This is a genomic window from Vibrio sp. YMD68 (assembly GCF_029958905.1).
Taxonomy (GTDB): Bacteria; Pseudomonadota; Gammaproteobacteria; order Enterobacterales; family Vibrionaceae; genus Vibrio.
Genome location: NZ_CP124615.1, coordinates 39,520 through 58,398 on the forward strand (window position 1 = coordinate 39,520; position 18,879 = coordinate 58,398).

General features: G+C 42.9%; 21 protein-coding genes. 18 read left to right on the forward strand and 3 right to left on the reverse strand.

Annotated elements, in window-relative coordinates:
- Positions 1–12 precede the first annotated feature (12 nt).
- A complete protein-coding gene (locus tag QF117_RS21665; protein WP_032073049.1) occupies positions 13–255 on the forward strand; it encodes a hypothetical protein in 243 nt (80 codons plus the stop codon).
- Between the two features lie 211 nt (positions 256–466).
- Positions 467–910, forward strand: coding sequence for a hypothetical protein (locus tag QF117_RS21670; protein WP_140055132.1), 444 nt, complete (start codon positions 467–469; stop codon positions 908–910).
- Between the two features lie 209 nt (positions 911–1,119).
- Here QF117_RS21670 and QF117_RS21675 read toward each other — a convergent pair whose 3' ends face one another.
- Complete coding sequence (locus tag QF117_RS21675) at positions 1,120–1,494, reverse strand: permease (protein ID WP_282389564.1); 375 nt, start codon at positions 1,492–1,494, stop codon at positions 1,120–1,122.
- Between the two features lie 349 nt (positions 1,495–1,843).
- Here QF117_RS21675 and QF117_RS21680 point away from each other — a divergent pair, with 349 nt between their 5' ends.
- The 8 genes from QF117_RS21680 to QF117_RS21715 all read left to right on the forward strand — a co-directional run bounded on the left by QF117_RS21680 (position 1,844) and on the right by QF117_RS21715 (position 11,042).
- Entirely contained in the window at positions 1,844–2,953 is a 1,110-nt protein-coding gene (locus QF117_RS21680) for a hypothetical protein (RefSeq protein ID WP_017086018.1), read from the forward strand.
- Positions 2,950–4,035: an AAA family ATPase gene (locus tag QF117_RS21685; protein WP_041154784.1), complete on the forward strand. Its 1,086-nt coding sequence runs from the start codon at positions 2,950–2,952 to the stop codon at positions 4,033–4,035. Before QF117_RS21680 ends, QF117_RS21685 begins: the two co-directional genes overlap by 4 nt.
- Before the next feature lie 536 nt (positions 4,036–4,571).
- Positions 4,572–8,723: an RHS repeat-associated core domain-containing protein gene (locus QF117_RS21690; RefSeq protein ID WP_282389565.1), complete on the forward strand. Its 4,152-nt coding sequence runs from the start codon at positions 4,572–4,574 to the stop codon at positions 8,721–8,723.
- A gap of 1 nt (position 8,724) precedes the next feature.
- A complete protein-coding gene (locus tag QF117_RS21695; RefSeq protein WP_069541863.1) occupies positions 8,725–9,075 on the forward strand; it encodes a hypothetical protein in 351 nt (116 codons plus the stop codon).
- A 15-nt stretch (positions 9,076–9,090) separates the two neighbouring features.
- A complete protein-coding gene (locus QF117_RS21700; RefSeq protein WP_282389566.1) occupies positions 9,091–9,483 on the forward strand; it encodes a hypothetical protein in 393 nt (130 codons plus the stop codon).
- A gap of 19 nt (positions 9,484–9,502) precedes the next feature.
- Positions 9,503–10,033: a hypothetical protein gene (locus QF117_RS21705; RefSeq protein ID WP_282389567.1), complete on the forward strand. Its 531-nt coding sequence runs from the start codon at positions 9,503–9,505 to the stop codon at positions 10,031–10,033.
- An 83-nt stretch (positions 10,034–10,116) separates the two neighbouring features.
- Complete coding sequence (locus tag QF117_RS21710) at positions 10,117–10,563, forward strand: hypothetical protein (RefSeq protein ID WP_014386654.1); 447 nt, start codon at positions 10,117–10,119, stop codon at positions 10,561–10,563.
- Between the two features lie 203 nt (positions 10,564–10,766).
- Complete coding sequence (locus QF117_RS21715) at positions 10,767–11,042, forward strand: hypothetical protein (RefSeq protein ID WP_014386655.1); 276 nt, start codon at positions 10,767–10,769, stop codon at positions 11,040–11,042.
- Between the two features lie 36 nt (positions 11,043–11,078).
- On the opposite strand, the gene QF117_RS21720 is transcribed toward QF117_RS21715, so the two are convergent.
- Complete coding sequence (locus QF117_RS21720; RefSeq protein WP_046224237.1) at positions 11,079–12,173, reverse strand: hypothetical protein; 1,095 nt, start codon at positions 12,171–12,173, stop codon at positions 11,079–11,081.
- A gap of 231 nt (positions 12,174–12,404) precedes the next feature.
- On the opposite strand from QF117_RS21720, the gene QF117_RS21725 reads away from it, so the two are divergent.
- From QF117_RS21725 to QF117_RS21740, 4 genes are all read left to right on the forward strand, one after another.
- A complete protein-coding gene (locus QF117_RS21725; RefSeq protein ID WP_046224236.1) occupies positions 12,405–12,650 on the forward strand; it encodes a hypothetical protein in 246 nt (81 codons plus the stop codon).
- A 19-nt stretch (positions 12,651–12,669) separates the two neighbouring features.
- Entirely contained in the window at positions 12,670–12,930 is a 261-nt protein-coding gene (locus tag QF117_RS21730; RefSeq protein ID WP_140259097.1) for a hypothetical protein, read from the forward strand.
- A gap of 145 nt (positions 12,931–13,075) precedes the next feature.
- Positions 13,076–13,795 (forward strand): hypothetical protein, encoded by a 720-nt coding sequence (locus QF117_RS21735; RefSeq protein ID WP_053309210.1) that lies wholly within the window; start codon positions 13,076–13,078, stop codon positions 13,793–13,795.
- A gap of 17 nt (positions 13,796–13,812) precedes the next feature.
- Complete coding sequence (locus QF117_RS21740) at positions 13,813–14,373, forward strand: hypothetical protein (protein ID WP_140259098.1); 561 nt, start codon at positions 13,813–13,815, stop codon at positions 14,371–14,373.
- 25 nt (positions 14,374–14,398) lie between these two features.
- Here the strand turns inward: QF117_RS21740 and QF117_RS21745 are convergent, their stop codons facing one another.
- A complete protein-coding gene (locus QF117_RS21745; protein WP_069541802.1) occupies positions 14,399–15,634 on the reverse strand; it encodes a GIY-YIG nuclease family protein in 1,236 nt (411 codons plus the stop codon).
- A 271-nt stretch (positions 15,635–15,905) separates the two neighbouring features.
- Between QF117_RS21745 and QF117_RS21750 the strand changes: the two genes are divergently transcribed.
- From QF117_RS21750 to QF117_RS21765, 4 genes are read left to right on the forward strand one after another with little or no spacing between them, the layout of a single operon-like run.
- Complete coding sequence (locus QF117_RS21750) at positions 15,906–16,784, forward strand: hypothetical protein (protein ID WP_258521618.1); 879 nt, start codon at positions 15,906–15,908, stop codon at positions 16,782–16,784.
- Between the two features lie 21 nt (positions 16,785–16,805).
- Positions 16,806–16,967, forward strand: a complete 162-nt coding sequence (locus QF117_RS21755; protein WP_225472006.1) for a hypothetical protein — start codon at positions 16,806–16,808, stop codon at positions 16,965–16,967.
- Positions 16,967–18,421: an AAA family ATPase gene (locus QF117_RS21760; RefSeq protein ID WP_282389568.1), complete on the forward strand. Its 1,455-nt coding sequence runs from the start codon at positions 16,967–16,969 to the stop codon at positions 18,419–18,421. The genes QF117_RS21755 and QF117_RS21760 overlap by 1 nt, the downstream gene beginning before the upstream one ends.
- Before the next feature lie 2 nt (positions 18,422–18,423).
- Positions 18,424–18,873 (forward strand): hypothetical protein, encoded by a 450-nt coding sequence (locus tag QF117_RS21765; RefSeq protein ID WP_181388132.1) that lies wholly within the window; start codon positions 18,424–18,426, stop codon positions 18,871–18,873.
- Positions 18,874–18,879 lie beyond the last annotated feature (6 nt).

Below are 18,879 nucleotides of genomic sequence, written 5' to 3' on the forward strand. Positions count from 1 at the left end.
GGAGAGTACATTATGAACAAACCTTCAAATACACCAAGCACACTGGTTGTATCCATGCTTTGTATTTTAGTCCTAGCTCTGGAGTTTGCTGCTGTAACCCATTTTACTGGTTCTACTTCACCTTTAGATTGGGATCGCATCACGCTTATCACCGTTGCTTATTTAGCCGCAAGTACCATCTTAGGTGCCACATTTTGCTTGGTTAAAAGCAAGTTGCGTTTCAATACTCTGCAACATCAAAAAAATCTGGGATAGCAAGAATGCCAGGTCAATGCGATAAAGCAGGACTAAGCCGTTGGTGCAATAACCAGGATGTTCGACAGGTTCAGCTACGTAGCCAGGCTGCTGGTGTATTTGGTACGAACGAGTTCAAAGGGCCTGTCGTATATATGTGTAGTGAGTGTAGAAAGTCTAATAGAGGGTCTTTCAAGTTCTACACGCAACTCGAACCACAAGGAGCGAAATAGTGCAAAACCATAAAGAACAACTGTTCGAACTCATTAAGAACTCAGACAAGAAGTTTCTGGGAAACAGTTACCCTGAATACGGACAGATAGTAATCAGAGGGGCTGCTATGGGTGCGCCATATGATTTCGACCATGCTGTTGGTTATATCGTTCAAGTACGAGAGAAGCGTGGCGCATATGGCTCTGAACAATATCTTGTGCGTCATCCAAATGGAGAGCTACACACACATGAAAACCAATCCTTCTGGCTACTAAACGAAGAGCATCAAGAGCAAGCTTTAGCTTTATTTGCCCAAAAGCCAACAGAAGAGGGGGGCGATACTGTTTACACGGTAGCCGAAGGTTTTCCAGAATCCGGCTATATCATTCCTTTTAAAGAAGGTGCGCCAAAGAGCGAAAATCAGCATCTAACTATGGCAATTACTATCACGGAGAACAAATAGAATGGACCCTAAAAAGAAAGAGCTTGCGGAAATGTTCATTCAGAGTTGTATTGAGCAAGGCTTAACTATGGACGAGTCAGCTGAATTGTCAGCTCATATACTCATATCAGCTGTTAGTGCAAACGGGAAAAGTCATACGAGAATCGAGATTGCCAATCTCGGCTCAGTGGAAGTTGAATGCTAAGGGCTCTAGGAGGCAAGGATGGCTCCTAGAGAATGGCAAATCCATTGCCAGCGATATCAAAGTGTTTGTTCTTCATCACCAGACCAGAAGAAGGATTAACTATAAACCGTTGCTTTTTAATAGCAGGAGTATTTGGAACGCGCTTGATTGAAGCTGTGGCCGAAAAAACAACAAACGCCAAAAGAGCAACTACGGCAACCTGCCATGAAAAGTAAACTACGCCAGACCAAAAGACTACCACTACTACTGCATTTTTATGAACAAGCCTAAGCAGAGGCATCAACCAGAAAACAACCGCTACGCTGATTACAGCCAAACCCCATTGATTATCGTTAGTTTCAATCATAGCAACGCCAAGAAGAATCACTGCTAAAGCAACTAGGTTAAGTACGTGTCTCATTTTTCGTCTCCTTAATTGACTCTGGAAAGCTATCTCGGCATCACCGTCAAGCCCTCATTTAATTCAACTTACACTTCCATAATATCATGGAATTAAAAAATGCAACCGTGACCCAGAAACACGCTTAGCCCACTTTCACATGTGAAAGTCTTATGTAGCAATGCCTAAGAGCGTGATCTGGCTTTTCCTAAAATTAAGGTATGGTCGAACATTTCCTAAAATTAAGCTATAACGTGAAATGTAAAGCGTTCTATTGTCCTTTTTTAAGGTATAAATCACATCTATTTGGCTTGTTTTCCTCTTTTTAAGGTATGTGGTATGCTTCAAAAAAACATTACGGTATTAAAAAATGAGTAGTAACACAGACAATTTAGAAGGGTATTTCCCTGCTGAGATAGTCAACGAGGCATTTGGCAGCAGGCCATCTACTACTACGTTAATGGATTGCATCTTTTTGCCAGGTAGAATTCCGCGAGACTTAATTACAAGGATCAGTGGTAACAAGGCTGAACTTGAGCAACAGCTACTGGCACAAAAGCCTCTTCTATCCACCAGCTTGTCAAAGCCATACTGGAAGAAGGGGACTAATAAACGTGAATTCGATGCCGTTAGAATCGACGTATACAGTGCTGTCTGCTTGGCCGATGACAGACATCTACTGGAAGGGATCGTTAGTGTAGGGGGGATGTACGTAGACCTATCTGGCTTAACGCTTCGCCAGGCTATTGAGCTCGCGCAGATTAATGTCGAACTGGATAAGTTGTCACACCAATACCACAACCTTCTCGATACAAAAATGTTTAGTGGGGTATACGACTACTTCCTTTGTGATTTCACAACACTATTTGAGTTCTTGAACCTGAAAAATCAAAAGGCCAACAAGAACACGGTAATGACAAGACTTCAAAGGCTATCGCAAATGCTACTGGTCTTGGATTACGAGAAGGATGGGGAAACGCTACCTCACTACCACACGCGAATGAAGCTGGTGGACAGTAACTACATTCCTTTACTAGTACTGGATGGGATTAAAAATAAAGGATCTATCAGGGCTGATACGATCACTCATTTTATGGTCGGGGTCCATAAGACGTTCACGGCGTCTTTGCGACAAGAAGGAGCGATCAGTCGAAAACGGTTTTTAAAAGTCTACCCGCAACTGACCGGAAAACACGCTGTTACCGACTTCTGCAAGTATATTGATGCCCATAAACGTGAATACGTACATGGTAAGTATCTTAGCCAGCTTATTAAAGATTACTATGCCAACAAGGTAAGAGTGTCTAAACAACACCTAAGTCGCCATATCAATAACACTATGGCCGAAGTCATTTTAAAAAAGGATGTACTGTTGCGGGATTTTCGATTGCTACTCCAAGAGAAAGTACGTGACGATGGTAAGCAAGATATTATGTTGTTGTACCTGGGCGATGAAGAGAAAGAAGAGGTAACGATATGACAACAGTGCTCTACGATGAGGATGTGATCGCTCTAAGTGAAGAAGATATAGATGAAAATTTAGCGAGTTCGAACAAAGAACAAATTTTGAAAGGTTTGTTTCGAGGTAGTGTCGGTTTTCTGATCGCGCCACCTGATTCTGGTAAAAGTTATTTGTCCTTATCAATAGCATATGAGTTGGCTTTGCCAGAGTACCCATTAATTGGTGTAGGGGATGGTGAAAACAAAGTACTTAGAACCTTGATATGGCCGATTGAAGATTCATTGCCAGGAACACTTCCGCGCATAAAAGCACATTTGGCTGAGTTCTCCACCAGCATCAAAGAGCGATTGAAATCGAGCATTGGGATATACAAGCATTCCGATCCAATTTGTAGTTCAGGCTCATCTAAACACACTAAAGAGTGGGAAGATGCATCCAGAGCACTGGAGAAACTTATTGCCACAGCAAAAGAGTACGATTTAGTAATCATAGATACATTGCGCGATGCTATTGGTTCGGCTGATGTTGTAGTCGATGACTATTACATCAGAATTGTTTTGGAAAGGATTGCCAATGAAGCAGATGTTGCTGTTCTTGTGGTTCACCATCCGACAAAAGATGTGAGCAGAGGGAAGGACATCATAAACAGTGTTTCTGGCTCTGGTTTATCATCCACACTCTCAAAGTCAAAGCTTCATCTGTATTTAGATCAGTTGATAGACAAGAAAGATGGAACGGTACAAGAGACTCGTTTGCGTCATATCAAAGCTAACTATGTGCCTTTTGACCAGCAGTGGAGAAAACCGATAAGGCTGCACTGGAGTAACAATTCACTATTGCACGTTGATCAAGAAGTCGTTATCCAACTTAGAAATGATCAATTAGACGGTGATAGTGAGAATGAGAAAAAGCCAGGAGCAGATAAACCAGTTAAAAGACGGTTATCGCGTCTTTCAGAAGAGCCAGGATTGATACACAGAGATGACTCCCTTCTATCTGAGGAATCGAAGCGCTTGGCCCAACAAACCAGTCATGGCCCATTTGGTGGTGGCATGGCATCAGAGCTCTCCGAACTTCGTACTGGTAAGCCCTCCAAGTAATCCAATTCCTTAAATTAAGCTATTGCTTTAACGCCTTTTTCCTAAAATTAAGCTATATATACGGATTAAGGCGTTTCCTCATTTTAAGCTTAGATATAGGTGTGTTTCCTAATATTAAGCTATGTGATAGAGATGAACTTCCTAATATTAAGCTTCAATTTCCTAATGTTAAGCTTTAGCTTACAGAAACAAAGCTTAAAGTTAGGAAATTTCCTGATATTAAGCTACCTAACACGCTGCATGATCTTATGATCCTATGGATCTATATATGATCAGTAGCGTTCACCGCTGATGCGGCTTCGCTGATCACTCAACTTCGTTTCACTGCTATGAGCAGTAAAACAAAGTCGAGCGATTCAATTAAAACCCGCTTCCATATTAGCCATTGTTTCATGTCTGTATGCGCCCGTATAGGGCAGTTAAGCATGAAGTTAATCTCTTTGATTAAGTTGATAATAAAGTCCGTGTAGAAGGTAATTAATGGACTTTAGAAACCAGTGGATCATTTTCATACTAACTTAATCGCAAGAGCTTGTTTGTTAGCACTTATAGTTCCTAGTGCTGTTTCTGCTCAGTGGCGTATCAATGCCAGTGGTAGTTCAGAAATTGATGCAATGAGATTTGATCTCCCAGAGCAAGCGCATGAATTTTTAAGGGACTATAGAATTAACGAGCTCGCAAGCACACACAGCTATGTGAGTGAAAAGCTATACCCGAGTGAAACGTATAGTGATGGAAGACTAATCTCATGGCTGTGTATGCATCGTAGTGATGCTCCAGGTAGTTATGACCCTGACACTTGTTACTTTGGAGCTCTCTCTGGAACTACACTGACAAAATTCATAATTCCTGGGGAGATGACTGATTCACCACTTCTCAATAGAGATCTTGGTAAACCAGAAACAGAACTGTGCGTTGGAAACCCTATCAACCTAGCTACTGGTAATAAATATCAGCAAGAAACCGATTATGTAAGCGCTGGTATGGAGCCTCTTGTATTCACAAGACATTACAACAGCCAGTTAGCTTTGAGTGGTAAACAAAGCGATGTTGGTATTGGATGGAGCCATAACTATTCAAACAAAGTGATTTTTGACAAAGAAAGTCACGGAGAGAATATGGTTGTCTTGCATCGGCCAGATGGGAAAGAGTTAGCATTCTACCGGACAAATACGGTTTGGATGCCAACATGGAAAAGTGATGATCGGTTATACAAAGATTCTGGTTGGAGATATCAGAGAGCTGATGGTGTTGTCGAACTATATGATAGTAATGGTCAGTTGATACGTATTGTTCATCCATCGGGAAATGAGTTGGATCTGAATTATACCAACGGTAAGTTAGACTCTGTTTCTGACAGTTTTGGCCGGACTTTAAGGTTTAGTTATGATCAAGGGAAGATCATAAAGATGATCGACCCTGCTGGACAAACCTTCTCTTACGATTATTCGAATGAATTGTTAGTTGCAGTACATAAACCGGATGCCAATCAGCGACGTTACCACTATGAAGACAGTTTAAACCCAAGCCTTTTGACTGGCCTTACGGATGAAAAGGGAAGCAGATTTGCTACGTGGTCTTATGATCCTTCGGGTCGCGCTGTTCTGAGCGAACATAGCAGTGGTGTTGATAGGACAAGTGTTACATACAACCCTGATGGCTCAGTTACGGTAACGAATGCTCTAGGTCACGAACAACATTATCTGTTTAGTCGTTATAACGGAAAATTAAAGCCTGACAGTATACAGGGTGCTGCATGTACTGGCTTTACTGGTGGTACGAAGTCGTTTGGCTACGATACCAACGGTGAGTTGAAGTCTATTATCAATGAAGAAGGCCAATCATTCTCTTACCAATATGACCAAAGAGGACTTGAAATTTCGAGGACAAGCTCGACTGGTGATACGATCACAACACAATGGCATTCAGAGTTCCCAAAACCAACCAAAATTACATCGTCATACTTGGTCCAAGAATTTACCTATGACGACCACCAGCGGCTGTTAACGCTTAAATTGATTGACCGAACCAACTCAGATGTCAGGCAGTGGACATTTGAATATTATCCAGACTCTCTCGGTGTTCCTGGACAACTGAAATCAGTGGATGGTCCTCGGGTGGATGTTGATGATGTAACGCGCTTTGAATACGACGCTCAAGCCAACCTAAGCCGAGTTATCAACTCTCTTGGGCACGTAGTGTCATTTGACAATTACGATGCTCATGGAAGGGCTCAGAGCGTCACAGATGCCAATGGAGTAAGCTACTCGCTTAACTACAACACGTTAGGTCAATTGATTTCTTCTACTGGTCCAGACGGAACTACATTGTACTCTTACGATGAATCAGGACTCTTGGTATCTATCACCTTACCAACCAACAGCACTTTCACTTATGAGTACGATGCTGCTCAGCAGCTTATGGCCGTGATTGATGCAAATGGAAATAGACAAAGCATTAATCGAGATTTACTAGGAAATATTGAGCAAGTTGAGCTGAAAGATAACAGTGGTATTGCTCACTGGAAGCAACTGCATAGTTACACTTTGAATGGTTGGCTTTCGTCAACAACAAATGGAACGGGCAATGTTTATACCTATTCCTATGACAAGACAGCCAACCTGACTGGCAAAGTTGATCCTTCTGGAAATGCTTATGCCTACCGCTATGATGGTTTTAGCAACCTGCTCCAATCAATTGACCCTGTTAACCGCGCCACTGCAATGCAGTATAACGATAATGCCTTAGTAACGAGAGTCACTGATCCAAGAGGGCGGAGAACTTACTATTCATACAACGGATATGGCGATGTTCTCTCAGTACAAAGCCCAGACACAGGCACGGCTCATTACACTTATGACAAGGCTGGAAACCTGATCGGTAAAACAGATGCCAAAGGTCAGGTTTTCACTTATCACTACGACGCGCTTAATCGCCTTTCTTCAATCACTGTGGATGGTCAACCTAATGCTAGTGTGACATTCCGCTACGATGAGCCAGAAGCGCTGTATGGGGTAGGGCAGCTTACTTCCATTACAGACGCTTCTGGCGTATCAAAATACAGTTACACAGCCAGTGGTGAGATAGCCAGCCAAGAACTAATTGTGGATGGCCGCACCTTGTTAACCAATTACACCTATGATGGTGCAGGGCAGTTGGCGAGTATCGAGTACCCGAGTGGCCGCAAAGCGGTATATCAGCGAAATGTAGCTGGTGAGGTCATTGGCGTTACATTGAAGAATGGTGTTAACAGCAGAACATTAGTCTCTGACTTGGTACGGAAACCTTTTGGGCCTGTAACTGATCTGACTCATGGAAATGGGCTTTGGGAAGAGCGCCAGTACGATATGAACTATCAATTGGAGTCTGTACAGGTTGCTGGTGCAATGCACCGCAGTTATCTCTATACGGCCAATAGCAATGTCGATTCAATTACAGACTTAATGGATAGTGGCTATAGCCAAACTTTCAATTACGACAAGCTGAGCCGCTTGATTGAGGCTACTGGTGGTTACGGGACCCGAGAGTACACCTACAACTACAACGGCAACCGGACGGCTATCTACCGTGACGGCGTGAAAGATTCGTACAGCATTGTGTTCAATAGCAATCGTCTAACCAAAACAAGTATTGGCTCGATCACCTACAGCTATGATGCAAACGGAAACACGATTGGCCGAGGAACGGATGTCTTTGTCTATGATGCTTTCAATAGATTGACTGAGGCTACGGTCAATGGCGAAACATCAACCTATCACTATAACAGCGCTCATCAACGGGTGAGGAAGTCAGCTGGTGGCGTGGATGTGCTTTATGTTTACGGCCTCGATGGCGAGTTATTGGCCGAGGTGGATGCCGGAACCGGGCAAACCCTGCGAGAATATGTCTGGCTTGACGGCCAGCTGGTGGCTTACCTAGTCGATGGCACCGTCTACCACGTCCATAACGATCATTTGGGTACGCCGCAAGCATTGACCGATGAGACCGGAGCCACGGTATGGAAAGCCAGTTACTCTCCGTTCGGCAAAGCGACTGTCACGACAGAACAAATCAAGTTCAACTTGCGTTTCCCCGGCCAGTATTACGATGCAGAGACAGGGCTTCACTACAACTGGCATCGTTACTATGACCCGGCACTTGGCCGTTACTTGCAATCAGACCGCCTTGGCTTGTTCGATGGAGTGGATACCTATGGGTATGTTCGCGCAAACCCTTTAAGGCTAATTGATCCTACTGGGGAATATGGGCTCGCGGGTGCGGCCTATGGACTGATCTCTGGGGGAATAGGTGGCTACATTTCAGGTGGGTGGCAAGGCGCATTAGCTGGAGCTGGCACTGGTGCATTAGTTGGTTTCGTTAATATATTTGGAGCACACTCTGCCGGAGCGGCAGCTGGTGCGGGTATAGCCAGCCTGCTTGGTCAAAGTGCTGGTCTATATGTTTCAGGAAAGGATGTTACTGATTACTGTAATTATGATTTTTCCGCTGTGGCTGGAGCTGCGCTGGGAGGGGCTTTAGGAGGACCTCTAGGAAGTACAATAGGGCGTTATATTAGCCCTTATCGCTTTACAATCATTGGACGTCCATTAAGTTCATCAGGGATAAATAAAATTCCGGGAAATACTGTTGGCTCTGTGGTTGAAGGTGTTACCGTTGGCTCGGGTGAATTATTTGGTAAGGGGTTTTAATATGATGTGGATTGTTACGGCCATGTACTTTGTTGTTGTATCAGGTCTTTTATTAGTAGGGTTCGTTGTTTATGGGAAAACTCTATTTTTCCTGGGTAGGTCCGGTGCCTTTGCTAAATATGTGGGGGGGGTTATTGTTTACGTGTTGTTTGCGTGTGTATTGGTTGCACCGTTATTTATTGCCCCCGTGTTTATTAATGGGTGGCGTGAAGCTTTTAATTCTAATGTGGTTTATGCAGTTTATTTTATGGTGCTTTTTGTTTTAGCAGCATTGCCGGGTGGGCTGTATTTCAAAAAGAATTTCTTATCTCGTCTGAGAAGGCTTGGCTACTTTAAGAAAAGGCAGTATTGAGAACGGCTTGAAATATTGCCACCAGCGGTTAAGCCTGCTGGTGGCGTGGATGTGCTCTATCTTTATGGCCTAGATGGCGAGTTATTGGCGCGGCTTTGGGGACAGCTTTTGGAAATCAATAACTGGGTAGATATGTTTTTATATACATTTATGACGGTTGGCGTTGTGTTTATTGCGTTTCCTACAGGGATAAGATGTATATATGTTGGGTGTGTGGCTTTATTTAAACACAGGGTAATTAAATTCGATAATAGGAGCAGGCTTACTATTTATTCGAAAACATCAATAGAAATGATTCTTGCGGGGGTACTCTGTGTGGCAGCTTCTATTTGGTTCTTGTTCTTCGACAAGGGTGGGCACCTATTCCATTACCCAGCGGAAGTAATGAGGTTCTTCGCTGGAACATAAGGCGGGTGACGCTGGTGGCGTGGATGTGCTTTATGTTTACGGCCTCGATGGCGAGTTATTGGCCGAGGTGGATGCCGGAACCGGGCAAACCCAGCGCGAATATGAATATCAAGGAGATAAAATGGCTAGTCAGTATCAATACAATTCATTTTTAATAGGGAAAGACACATTTACCACCAGCAAAGTAGAGCTTTGTGAAGATGAGGTAAGACAATCGAAGCCACAGTATCAGTTAATTTGTTTCGGTAGTTCTTCCCGGTATCCTCTATGGATAGAACTAGGGACTAACCAACTAGTTGGTGGTAATTATCATTGTTTCTATAATGATGATGAACTAAAAGCGTTGTACACGTTATTTCAGCAAGATGCGCAACGACAAGGTTATTCTGACCAGAAGCAAAACTGTTGGGCTAAAACACCTAATCCTTTTCCTATCGAGTTTCTTGAGGGGATGCCACAAAGTCTATGGGCTTACTTTTACGAAAGTGGCCGTAGACAAGCCGCTTGTGAAAAAAGCGTTGAGGAATTACTACCCATGTTCGAAAAGTGATAAGTGCTTGACTGAATGTAATATTTAGCTTGAAAATCAGTCGAGTAAATAATGCCACTTTGAACAATGTAACAGGAACAAGAATGATGAAGAAAATTGGACTACTGCTAGCGACGTTAACTGCATTTTCAGCTCAAGCGGATGTTTTCCCTAAAACAGAAGTTGATGCGTATCTAATGGCGATGCACTCTATGGCCCCAGTTAACGCGAAATACACCATTCAATACAAGGCCGCAGTGGAAAGTAGCTGTAAGACAAAGCTTAGTATTGAACAATTAAGCTCACGCGACTTTGCCAATGTTGTACAAGCGCTTGTTAGTAGTGAAACCGTTGACCGCTTAGGGCTTGATGCTAGTGGTGGTTCCCTCACTGACACGCTTCAACTGGTAGGGGCTAATATTAATTGTTCCGACCTAAGTGCCCCGTATAAAGCGGTACTGAGTGATGTTGAGTTCAACAAGAAGCATCAGCATTTGTCGAAGGTACTGCACACTTGGGATCAAGTTGTTACTGAAAGTCAGTTGAACTAATTGTGCTATATTGCTGGGGGATGTGTTTGAGACTTTGGACAATTAGTTAAAGTTTGTGCAAAATTACATCACTGACCTGGCTGATGGCGTTTCTGCTTCGAACCTCAGCTTATTACTTATCGTGCCCCAGCAATAAAACCTCTTTGATTTCCCCCTTTAAATCGACATAATGAGCATATGTAGTCAACATAATGGTGATATGTATGTCTGGAGTCGTTTTTCATCAAGTAAAAGAAGGTGAGTTCCGCCGTCTCGCGGAGACTCGAACAATGACCAAACTAATTGCGCAGGAATCTAAACTGCATCCTAACAAGTTTCATTTGGTTGGGATTGATAGTGGTAAAGGAATCGCGTATGCAATTAGACATGGAAGAACCAGTGACTTGAGAGTGTGGAGGCTTGATATCCTGGTAAATCAGGTTAGAGACATGGGGTTTGAGAATATAGAAGTACAACTCATAAACAAAACCCACGCATGAAGCATGGGCTAATAGTCTTAACATGCCGAAAGGCACTTATTTTTCAAGAATATAATCACGAAAATCGTGGTTCTCAATTTCCAACTTCCCACGCTCTGGGCTGTAAATTAGCTCAAGCGACTTCAATCGTGTGACTGCATTTTTCACCGACCATTTTGTAACGTCTGTTTCTGGGTCGCCAGTGAAAGCTTTCACTTTGTCTAGTCCTGCTTTGGTATAAAGACCTTTTGACTCATTGGCAGCAACAAGCTTTAGGATCGCCACTTCGATAGGTTTCAGTTGTTCGTATGTTTTTGAAAAGTGGTCCTCTGACTCGATACGATCAACGTCATAACGATGGACACCAATATCTAGGTCATGAACCATGTTCAGGGCCATATTCTTTAACATTTCAACAAACCGAGCGGGAGCGCGATTTTGTTTGATTAAGATTTCTAGGGCTTTGTGTTTGTCGAGTTCGACACCACCAGTGACATTTTTGAATGCGGCCAACTCGAATTCAACGAAATCCATATCCAGCTCTTCAAATATCTGGGTCTGGCTGGAGTTGTAGAATGGAGCCTTGTTGTCTTTGAATAAGCGACTTAACCCCTCTCTACTGGAACCTGTGAAGATGCATTTGACGTTGTTATCCTCTCTGTTCACTACAAAACTGCGTAGAGCTGCCGTAAACGAGTCAAATTCTTTGCGAGTAGCCAAATGCTGAACTTCGTCAAGTAACAGCAAAACAGGCATATCCAGCTCGTTTAAGCGTTGAAATACAGCGAACAAATCAGCTCTCAATTCTCCCTGAGAACGCTCTACTTCAACTTTGCCACCAGCTGCACTAAAACCTAACTTTTTGAAGTTGAGAGCTTTGCCAAGCTTATGTAGAAATCCTTCATTCCTTTCACAAGCATCAATGACGGATTTAATGAAGATGCCTTCTGGGTCGTCTTTTTGCATCCAAAAATCTACATAGATAGGTAAGACACCAAGTTCACGAGCCATAGGAATGATATCTTTTTGAATGAATTGAGTTTTTCCTCGCTTACGTGGAGCGAAGATTGAAACACGTTGAAGAAGACCTTTGTCCATCCCGTTAAGGATAAACGTAGCAAGCTGTGTACGAGGATAATGCCAGATATCCATTGTCGTGCTCCTTTGGTAAAATGTGTTATCAATGATACCACAAAATAGAATTGTGGTAGATTATTTAACACAACCAACCACAAATAGGATTGCCATCCTAAAGCAGATCACTCTTTTACTAAGTAGCTCTTTGTCATGTCCCTCAATTTGCCCAAAAAAGGGCAAGTTCTCATCTCTTAAAAAAATGTCATGTCGGTACACTAAGAGCATGATGCTCTGGAGATTGATCTTATGGATATGATAAACGGCTGGCTATATGAAGTTCAGAGAGCCCTTGATAGTTCTTTAGGTGATATACCCTTTGATTGGCGCTGGATTGCTGCTGTGATTGGGTTCTTTTTAATATGGAGGCTGTTCTCTTTTGGCTTTGCCATCGTTAAGTTTGTCATCGTTGCGGCAATAGCTGCTGCCATTTATGCTGCTGTTGTTGGCGATTCGGCAGGACTTGCTGGTGGTGGTAGTTTCTTTGGATTCTAGTACAGTTTGGTAGCTAAATATGAGCATTCTGATATCGGATGGAAGTGAAACGCTCGATGCAGCAACCGCAATTTCTGAGTTGCCAGATTCGTACACGGGTCATTGTTCTGTCGTAACAATCAATGAAGAAATAGTTGCCACTGTACCTAACCCTCAAATTGCATTTTCTATTGCGTGTTACGCGATTGGAACAGAAGGGGGTTATGGAAGTGTTTATGTTCGTCCGGCCAAAGACGGTGAAATTCTCACCCATGCAGATTTTGACAGTTGGGCGTACTAGCTGGACTTCTACTTAGACTTTCACATGTGAAAGTGGAGGGGAGGGGTTGCGTTTTCAAAAAGCATGATAAAGTAAGTATGAATATTAACTAAATGAGGTCCTTACGGCGATGCCGGAAGGGATCTTAAATACCGGAGATAAGACTATGATGATTCTAACCACTCTTTCTGAAAAACTAGATGACCAAACGAGCCGAGTATTCTGGCGTGTGGGCACTAAACGCAGTGGAATTCTTGATGTGAAAATCGACTTTTCCCATGAAGATTCTGATTTGATTTCAGAATTATCAGCCATTCAATACCTACTCTTTGAAGAAAAAGTAATGGGTCGAGAGCCGGGTTCTGGTTCTGGCTACAAACTCGTTGTGTCAAAGGGAGCAATCAAAAAGCTTGCCCGTGGTAAATCTACGAAAAAACATGCACAAAAGTTTGCAGCATTTCTTCAAAACCGAATGGCTGGAGTGCAAATAGAGGTATCACAAAGTCGTGAGTTCATGGCCGACCCAAAATCATGTGTACCAGTGCTCTTAGATGCAAATCGTCAGGAATATGCAAATACGCATGATGCCGTTGAAACACCAGCAATGGGGACCGTTTATGTTACCGCTCACGCTGTTGATCAGTATAAAGAGCGATTGAGCACTGGAGATCCCAAAAAACCCTGGGCAAGTTTAGTAAATCGACTTAAACATCCTGAGTTGAGAATTCGAAATTTGCCTGCAAATGTTTTGGCCCATAAAGCGAAAAAATACGGTACTGCCGACAATGTAGAAGCTTGGGGGCATCCAACTTCCAAATTCACATACCTTATTGTTAACGATAATGGACGTCGCACCTTAGTAACTGTTTTTGAGCGCGAACAATAACCTTGGAAGGAATAAAATTGGATATTGAAGTACTTAAAAAAAGAGTCACACCAGAACTAGAACGAAACATTCTAGATTGGAAAAAGAAGCCGGAAAGTCACTTTACCGGATTCAATGAGCAACCTTTGGAGTGGGGCTCCCGTGTTATTGGTAATGCAGTGATGTTCGGTCTCACGGACAGTCACGGTATGATCTTTATGCCAAACATTAGTTGCGATTATAAAGTGAAGAAAGAACGGTATACCCTTGGTTGGGTTGAAGGGATTTCTATGTATGGTGGGGGCATCGCAATCGTTCAGCATTTTGCTTTGAATGAAAAAATCACCGGTATGGGTTTAGGGACCGCGTTATTTGGTGCAATAGCCAGGTTTTTGAAGTCACACAATGCGATAGCAATTGAGTTTCGAGAGAACCATTCCTCCAAAATTGAACACTATCGCTCGTTTTTTGGAAAGTTAAACGTGCCAGAAGTAAAACGCGGCGTTTGGCGATTTGAGTTATACCCTTACCATGAAGTGCCAGAGAAAGTTCGTATGTTTCATGAGACACTCAAAAATCCCAATAAACACCAATGGTAAAAGCAAAACCGCACAGAGCTGAGCATTAGATTCGACCTGCTTGGTGAGCCATAGCTTGTTTTACTTTTTGAATCGTATTTACGCTATATCCAGTCTCTCTGCTGGTGGGCCTTATACCCATCCCTTTCTCTAAACACTCTATGATTTTGGGATACTCTGCCAGTATCTCAGAATCTGATTTCTTTTTTCTACCTGCTGAGGCTGGGCATCTACTTATGGATAAGTCCAGTTCAGGTGGGTAATAGGGTGCGATCTGCCCATATGTAGTCATATCGTCCACCAGCTGCTCAAGTGCTGTACCTGGGATATGAAAGAACTCTCGATGACTGCCCAATGATAATAAGTGCTGAGCAAAATGGTGATGGATAAGTCGTTCTAATCTCCCTCCGTGGCTAATTTCACAGAGGACCTCAGAGGTGAAGACTTTTCCATAAGAGGACAGCATTGAGTGAACTTCGCGTAATCGTTCTTCGGTTGGTCTTGTTGTCATACCTATCTTTATGAAGCTCTCTGGGCACCCTGAGATTGCAGCTGAGAATCTAAACACATATAGCCTTTGATTATTCAAGCTGTGATATTTTGCGTTTAACATTGGTAGGAAATCAGGACAGAGTAGTGCAACTTTACGATAGTAAGCATCAAACCAATAACGTTGAGCAGATTCATACTGACTGAACTTATCTAGCTTTGAAAGCTTGTTCATATGATATTTTCTATTTATCGACGTTGAAACGATCGTTCTTGAATCAGACCATTTATCAACGAGGTTGTGACCAGTAAGAGGTTGTAGTGCATTCAATATGTCTATCAAAAATGATGACGGCTCACCTTCATCATTGATTAGCGATTTCCGCAGCGCGATCAAGCGCTCAGTCGCTTTCACCACATCATTAGAGTGGCGCTCTCCGTCATAATTAACAGACAATATTTGCATGGCCTCTAGCCGTTGGATTGCCTCCCGCATTCCAACCCAGCCATAAATCTCTTTGTGTTTATACCGCTGCCTGCGCTCCAGGTACTTTAGCTCATTAGCATCAAGAAGCTCGAAATGATCAAAGGTTGGTAGTTCTGTATATTTGGCGGCTTGTTCAGATATGCGGCAAGTTTTACCATCATGGGCAAAATGATGTTCCTTTAGTGTTCCTTTTTTAGCAATCAGCTGCTGCTTACAGTAAGGACAGTACAAGGCTGTTTTTCCACTATCTACTTCATCTATCCCTATCCATTTTCCTTTTTGATTTACCCCAAAAGTAAGAAACATCAGTAGCTCCGCGTATCATGATACATAATTGGTAAGCTTATACTCTGTATCATGATACGGTCAAAAATATTTGAAGCGGCTTTGACTTTCACATGTGAAAGTGGGGAGTAATGTTTACAGAATCATTTAATGATATTAAAATGGGGTAAATCAGTTGAAACTGTCCATATAAGGACTCGCAACGTGTGTCTTTGGTCTTTGTAAGATGAAAGAATAAAAAGTCATAACGGAAAGTGAGTAGGTCATGATGAAGACGATAAGGAGATGGAGTTTGCGAAATACAATAGCTGCTCTTATGTTGGCGGGAAGCTGTGCATCAGTTCAAGCTAGTGACTTTGTTACTGGAGTCGCGGTTGGAATGATGGCGAGTGATGATAAGGCCCAAGAAGAAGCGCCTCAGTCCCGCATCACTATCAGATATAACGAAGACGGTTTAGAAGAGCGTACTGAGCTAATTGACTGGGATAAATGGCGGTTAGATCCAAGCTCCGGAAAGTTTTTAGCATGTCCAGGTGACGACAACTTCTATCGCACGTATGGAGATAGAAAAAAGTGCCGGACACCAGCTGGTGGCTTTAATGGCTTCTTAGGTGGATTGGAAGATTATCCAGAAGTCTGGCTAGATGACTACCTGGCTTATAACACAGGTAAAAAAGCTCACATCACCATGAGTGAGGTCATTGACGCGAAAAGGCCACAACTCAAGGTTACTTACCAAGTCGGAGATGACATTGATCTAGTGAAGTTTCAATCTGTTCTAGACAAACAATTTTCAGCGATGAGTGAGGCGAAATCGGGTTTTGATTTCGATTTTTCATGGGGTGTTGGTGCTGGATTTGCTTTTGTTGTTACAGCTGTCATAGGTTTTGGCATCCATAGAAGCGAACAGTCCTCTAATTCGGCATATTCATCATCTCGCACAGCAAATGGTAGTAGTCGCACATCGAGACACTCCTCTCCAGCAAGAAACCATAGAACCTCAGGCTCAAGAAGAGGCGGAACTGGTTCTCGTACAAACCACAGTGATGACTTCATGACAGGAGTGGTTGTGGGTTCAATGATGTCTTCTTCAACCAGCAGTGATTCAAGTAGTTCTGATTCAAGTAGTGGCAGCAGTTCCAGTTCATCGGACTCAAGCTGTTGCGATTAATCATTCAATAAGGAGTGGCTAGTGACTAAAAGCAATATGAATGGTGTGAAACACAAGTTTGTAAAATCAGATGTCCGTGATTTAGAAAAAATATCTCAAACGGCGGGGCAAGTGCTATTGGCTAATTGCCAATTCCGTGTGGTTTTTTCTGGAGAGCAGACGAAGGAAGTTAAGGGCGCGTAATGAATAATCAAAAGTATATGGACCAGTTAGCTGTGCCAATTAAGCTTTCTTTCCCGGTGATTAACGTCAGCACGTTTGAGCTTGGCCGCGCAGAGACAGTCTTTGAACTGGTTGCAAAAAATGTAGGGAAGGCATTTGTGAAGATGCCTTTTAAGAAACTACCAGATCCAAATACGTTAAAAGCATTCGTAGCAGAAGCGACAAAGGACAACAAGAATGGCGTAGTCGTGTTCGACACGTTCTTTCACGAACGAATGAAGGCTAACCATGAAACTATGCCTGCTCTCAAATCATCGCTTTTTTATCTTGAGAACGAAGGCATAAATTACATCATTGCTGGTAAGGAACAGATGAGTGATGAGTTTGTTTACCATATCGACTTACCCGCTATGGATGATGAAGAGATCATTGAGCTCTTAAAAACTTGCGAACAGTCAATTCAGGAAAGTGGTGTATTTGATGATAGCGAACGTTCTGTCATTGCTAACTATGCTCGTGGCCTATCTCACACTCAAATGAAAAACGTCTTTACTTACTCCGCGTATCTCAAGTTCAAAAACGAAGAGTACTTAGGTGAGATCCGTAAAGAGAAAGCACATATTTTACGCGACGTCGGTCTCGATGTGTTGGAACCAACGGACATCGAGAATGTTGGTGGTCTGGAAAACTTAAAAGAGTTTCTTAACGTTCGCAAAGCTGGATGGGACCGCAACCTACCCGTTAAGGGCGTTTTACTAGCTGGTGTACCTGGTGGTGGTAAATCACTGACAGCTAAAGCCGCTGCTGGTGTTCTGGGGACGTCGTTAGTTCGCCTGGATATGGGCCGCTTTTATAGTAAATATCTTGGTGAGACAGAGCGCCTGTTCAATCGAGCGCTACAAACCATTGAAGAGATCAGCCCCACTGTTGTACTGATTGATGAAATTGAGAAATTCTTTGGTAACGCTGATGGTGAGCACGAAGTGTCGAAGCGCCTTTTAGGCAGCTTTTTATACTGGTTGCAGGAACGCAAGAAGAAGATATTTATCGTAGCTACAGCTAACCGTGTTCAGAGCTTACCACCTGAACTAATGCGAGCTGGGCGATGGGACCGCACATTTTTTATTGACCTGCCAACAAACGCAGAGCGCCATAAAATCTTCGAAATCCATATTGCAAAACAAAAAGCTAATTTAGCTGAATTTGATCTGAATAGGCTGGTGGCCGCAACATCTGGCTATACAGGCGCAGAAATAGAACAAGCGGTTATTGATGCTCTTTACCTTGCTAACGCAGAAGACAAAGAACTCAATAACGAAAATTTGCTAGATGCCGTCGGTCGTATTACTCCCACCAGCGAAACACGTAAAGAAGATATAGACCAGATTCGCCGCCTTCGTGATCAAGGGTTCTATCCAGCAAATAATTTTGAAGAAGAAAATCAAGCTGGTTCAGGGCGTAAGGTGTCGGTGTAGGTATGCGTTTTACTCAGGTGTCAATTATCGCATTGCTGTGGACAGCATTCTCTGTCAATGCCAATGGCACTGGCGGAATTATGCTGATAATGCAGCATGATAGATTAAAACATAAAGCAGAGGATGAGGTTATTGTGCCTGGGCTACCTAGTGATGGCTTCATCTTCTCTAGGCAGTATTACCGTTCAGGCGCTGATTTTTTCGTGTGTGATGGTATCAGTTCCGACAAGGGTAAAGTGGTTGCTATTGGTGGAGGTTGCTCAGTAAAAATCAGAGTTGTTCCGCCGTGGTATTCGCTCAAAGGTGTTTCTTACACTTACGAGCATATTGGTGCTGGGCTTACTCTACAGCAGCATCTTGATAAAGAAATTGGTGAGGGGCTCACTAAGCCAGTTTCAGTTGGCTTGAAAGGTAATGCACTTATCGTGTTTTACAAAAAGGTTAAAGATTAGAAGGAA